This is a genomic window from Halobacillus sp., assembly GCF_049282395.1.
Taxonomy (GTDB): Bacteria; Bacillota; Bacilli; order Bacillales; family Halobacillaceae; genus Halobacillus.
The window spans coordinates 1-3,662 of sequence record NZ_JBAPTY010000144.1 but is presented as its reverse complement, the minus strand read 5'-3'; the positions used below and the strand labels follow the sequence as shown (position 1 = coordinate 3,662).

At 44.3% G+C, this 3,662-nt stretch carries 4 protein-coding genes and 1 riboswitch; of the genes, 3 read left to right on the top strand and 1 reads right to left on the bottom strand.

The features are described 5' to 3' along the window. Positions 1-180: hypothetical protein (locus tag WAM07_RS06640; protein WP_422165750.1), on the top strand; the 180-nt coding region annotated here is incomplete at its 5' end. A 559-nt stretch (positions 181-739) separates the two neighbouring features. Here WAM07_RS06640 and WAM07_RS06635 read toward each other — a convergent pair. Next, complete coding sequence (locus tag WAM07_RS06635; RefSeq protein WP_422165749.1) at positions 740-937, bottom strand: DUF2188 domain-containing protein; 198 nt, start codon at positions 935-937, stop codon at positions 740-742. Between the two features lie 151 nt (positions 938-1,088). Continuing rightward, a riboswitch (SAM riboswitch) is annotated at positions 1,089-1,198 on the top strand. A 90-nt stretch (positions 1,199-1,288) separates the two neighbouring features. Between WAM07_RS06635 and WAM07_RS06630 the strand changes: the two genes are divergently transcribed. Continuing rightward, entirely contained in the window at positions 1,289-2,989 is a 1,701-nt protein-coding gene (locus tag WAM07_RS06630; protein ID WP_422165748.1) for an O-acetylhomoserine aminocarboxypropyltransferase/cysteine synthase family protein, read from the top strand. A gap of 20 nt (positions 2,990-3,009) precedes the next feature. Next, the coding region (locus WAM07_RS06625; RefSeq protein WP_422165747.1) for an alpha/beta fold hydrolase at positions 3,010-3,662 on the top strand (653 nt) is incomplete at its 3' end.

The window sequence follows — 3,662 nt, the reverse complement described above, 5'->3', positions numbered from 1 at the left end:
ATAAACGCTCCTAATAAGACCACATTAAAAAGCCTGGAACTTCTGATACTCAGAAGTTCCAGGCTTTTTATTACGGTTCAGTTAAAGGTTGTGATTGAATCTAATAAAAGAGTTATTGCACAATCGGACCGATTAGTTGAAGACTCAGTTTTGAGACATCTTTGGTCCGTTACGATATGAGTAGGGGGCTGGTTGGGAAATAACTCGCTTTCCTATGGGGGAACGGTGAGCTTCCTCGCTCGTTTCACTCCCTGCGGGATCTCACCTAGTTCCTTCTCCCATGGGAGTCTCGCCATTCCCCCACCAACCCATCCGAGTGAGAATAACGGACGCTTTTATAAGAGAGAATGCTCTCCTTCTTAATTGATCCTAAATGCTTTTATGACAAGCTATTTCACATCGTTATAGCATGAAAATAGTCTTATGAACACTTGCTATTTTCTCACCAACCCGTCGATGTCTTAAGTGGTTTCGAGCATCTGCTTCGGCAAGGTCCGGAGGGGGACGATGAAGACTTCTGCGGGATGAACATGATCGGTGAGATCCCGCAGGGCTGTTAAGCCCGAGGAAGCTCAGCACATGCCCGCGGAAAGCGAAATCGTCCCCCTCCGGACCTAACTCTCATAAAAGTCTCGAAACTGAGTCTTCCAGTATCGGGAGCTTATCTTTAAGAATGTAACACTGTAATTTAAAAGAGCCACTCATAAAAAAAGACCCCCTCTTTAGGGAGTCTTCTTAATTAATAACTTCTTTCTTCTTCAACTTCGTGGTTCTGATCTAAAATATAGAGTCTGCTTGGTTTGTTATCTTGAGCCATTTCTTCAGCTTTTGTTACTGCCGTATCACGCTCATCATACAAATCCGTAGGGGCAACATCTTCTATTTTGATCAACCAGCCTGTTACGTCTTTATTAGGTGCAACTGTGTATTCCTTCATGTCTATTCACTCCTTTTGCTGTACTTGCTAAACCATTCCCACCCCACTGTCATTTCAAACGTATTTGGATTTTGCACAAATAGTTTGACAATTAAGCATAAAACACTTTATAATTCCATACAAGTTAATGAATAGTTGAATATTAAAAAAACTCTTATCGAGAGTGGCAGAGGGACTAGGCCCTGTGACGCCCGGCAACCTTCAAGTAGATACTTGAAAAGGTGCTAATTCCTACAGATCTATGGATCTGGAAGATAAGTGGAGGAACTGATTGCTACGCCCTCTTCTTACTTAAGAAGGGGGCTTTTTAATTTTAGAATTAATGAATGATAAATTTAGGGAGGACTATTAATGACATTACCTTTTCACAAATTTGGACCTGAAACTTTATTGCTTCATGGAGGACAGCAGCCGGACCCTGCTACCGGCTCACGTGCTGTTCCGATTTACCAGACCACTTCTTACGTTTTTAATGATACCGATCACGCTCAAAACTTATTTTCATTGGCAGAGCCCGGCAACATTTACACGCGTATTATGAACCCAACCGTCGATGTATTAGAACAGCGCATTGCTTTACTTGAAGATGGTGCTGCGGCTGTAGCTACCGCTTCAGGCATGTCTGCCATAACGATGGCCATTTTGAATATTGCCAGCGCTGGAGATGAAATTGTAGCCTCTTCCCATTTATATGGGGGGACTTATAACTTGTTCGTACACACACTTCCTAAATATGGAATTACTGTGCATTTTATTGAAGGAACCAGCCCAGAAGATTTCCAAAAAGCGGTTACCCCTAAAACGAAAGCTATTTTTGCTGAAACGATCGGTAACCCGAGCTTAAATGTGCTGGATATTGAAGCGGTTGCTGATGTAGCTCATGAACATCATATTCCTCTTATTATCGATAACACGTTTGCTACTCCTTACATTTGCAAACCGATCAGCTGGGGAGCGGATATTGTCATTCACTCGGCTACAAAGTGGATTGGCGGTCATGGAACGACAATCGGCGGGCTCGTTGTAGACAGTGGGCGCTTCAACTGGAATCATGAAAAATTCCCGGGATTCACGGAACCTGATGAAAGTTATCACGGCGTCCGCTTTGGTCTAGATGTAGGCCCGGCCGGCTACGCTGTTAAGTTGAGAGTGCAGCTGCTCCGTGACACGGGCGCCTGCTTAAGTCCTCACAACGCATTCTTACTGCTTCAAGGTCTTGAGACCCTTCATTTAAGAATCACTAAACACTCTGATCAGGCTCTCGAAGTTGCTGAATACCTGCAGTCTCATGAAGGCGTTGAATGGGTTAATTTTCCTGGACTATCCGATCACCCAACACATCCGCTTACTAAGAAATACTTCAGTTATGGATACGGGTCAATCGTCGTATTCGGCATCAAAGGTGGACGTGAGGCAGGAAAAAAACTGATTGATCAAGCGAATCTCTGGTCTCACGTAGCCAATGTTGGGGATGCAAAATCGCTAATTATTCACCCTGCCTCTACTACACACCAGCAGTTAAGTGATGAGAATCTCGAAAAATCCGGGGTAACGGAAGAATTAGTGCGCTTGTCTGTGGGGCTTGAATCAATAGAAGATCTAATAGCTGAGCTGGATGCAGGCCTTAAAGAAGCCACCGGTTTTTCAAAACCTTATCATAACGCTAAGACCCTTGTAGAGGAGACACTGACGTCATCGTTGGACCGTTCGAATAATGAACTGCGTCAGAGAGTTATTGCTATTACGGGGGCTGCAAACGATGAACTCTCAAGCGAAGCGAAGAAGCTTTCACGTTTAGGTTTTCAGGTTGTAGAAACGGAAAACATTGAAGACCTTAAAGCTTCCTCCCTCCCTGTGGTTGATGTTCTTTATACAAAAGAGCTCGATCAAGATTTGATCCATTCAGCTCAAGAGATTAACCCAGGCTTGTTATGGTCAAGAGAATCAGTATCAGAAGATCAGGATAATCTGGTTAAAGGAATCAGTCTTTATGAGTCTATTATAGCGTTACGTTCCGGGCAGTCTTACAAGGAAACACCACTCTCTGTCTAAACTGGAAAGGAGGCATGGACATGTCTGTAAAAAACCCCACCAGCTATCAGTCTCAGAATAAAACAATCTCAATTGGTTCTTTTACATTTGAATCTGGCGATCAATTGCCAAATGTGGAACTGGCCTATGAACGATTCGGACCACCTGGTGCTCCAACTATTTTAATCTGCCATGCGTTAACAGGAAACCAGTATGCGGTTGGTTCTGAGGAACAGCCTGGCTGGTGGGCCGGATTGATTGGCAGAGGACTACCCATTGATACCTCTAAGTTTCAGGTTATAACATTTAATGTATTAGGTGGATGCCACGGGTCTACTGGTCCAGCCAGTTTAGACCCGGAAACCGGTGAACCATACCGATTAAGCTTTCCGCCGGTTACCGTTCGTGACATCGTCCATTCACAGCGGAAGGCTTTACGTGAGCTTGGGATCAATCGCCTCCATGCTGTCGCTGGTGGATCTCTTGGGGGCATGCAAGCCTATGAATGGGGACTGCTCTATCCGACTTTTATGAAACAGCTCTTTATTCTGGCTGCGACTCCTTATCTAAGTGACTATGGAATTGCTTTTAATCACATCGGAGCACGTGCCATTAAGGATGACCCCTCATTTAACCATGGAAACTACCCTTCGAACCAACACCTCAAAGGATTCGAAATTGCAAGAATGGCGGG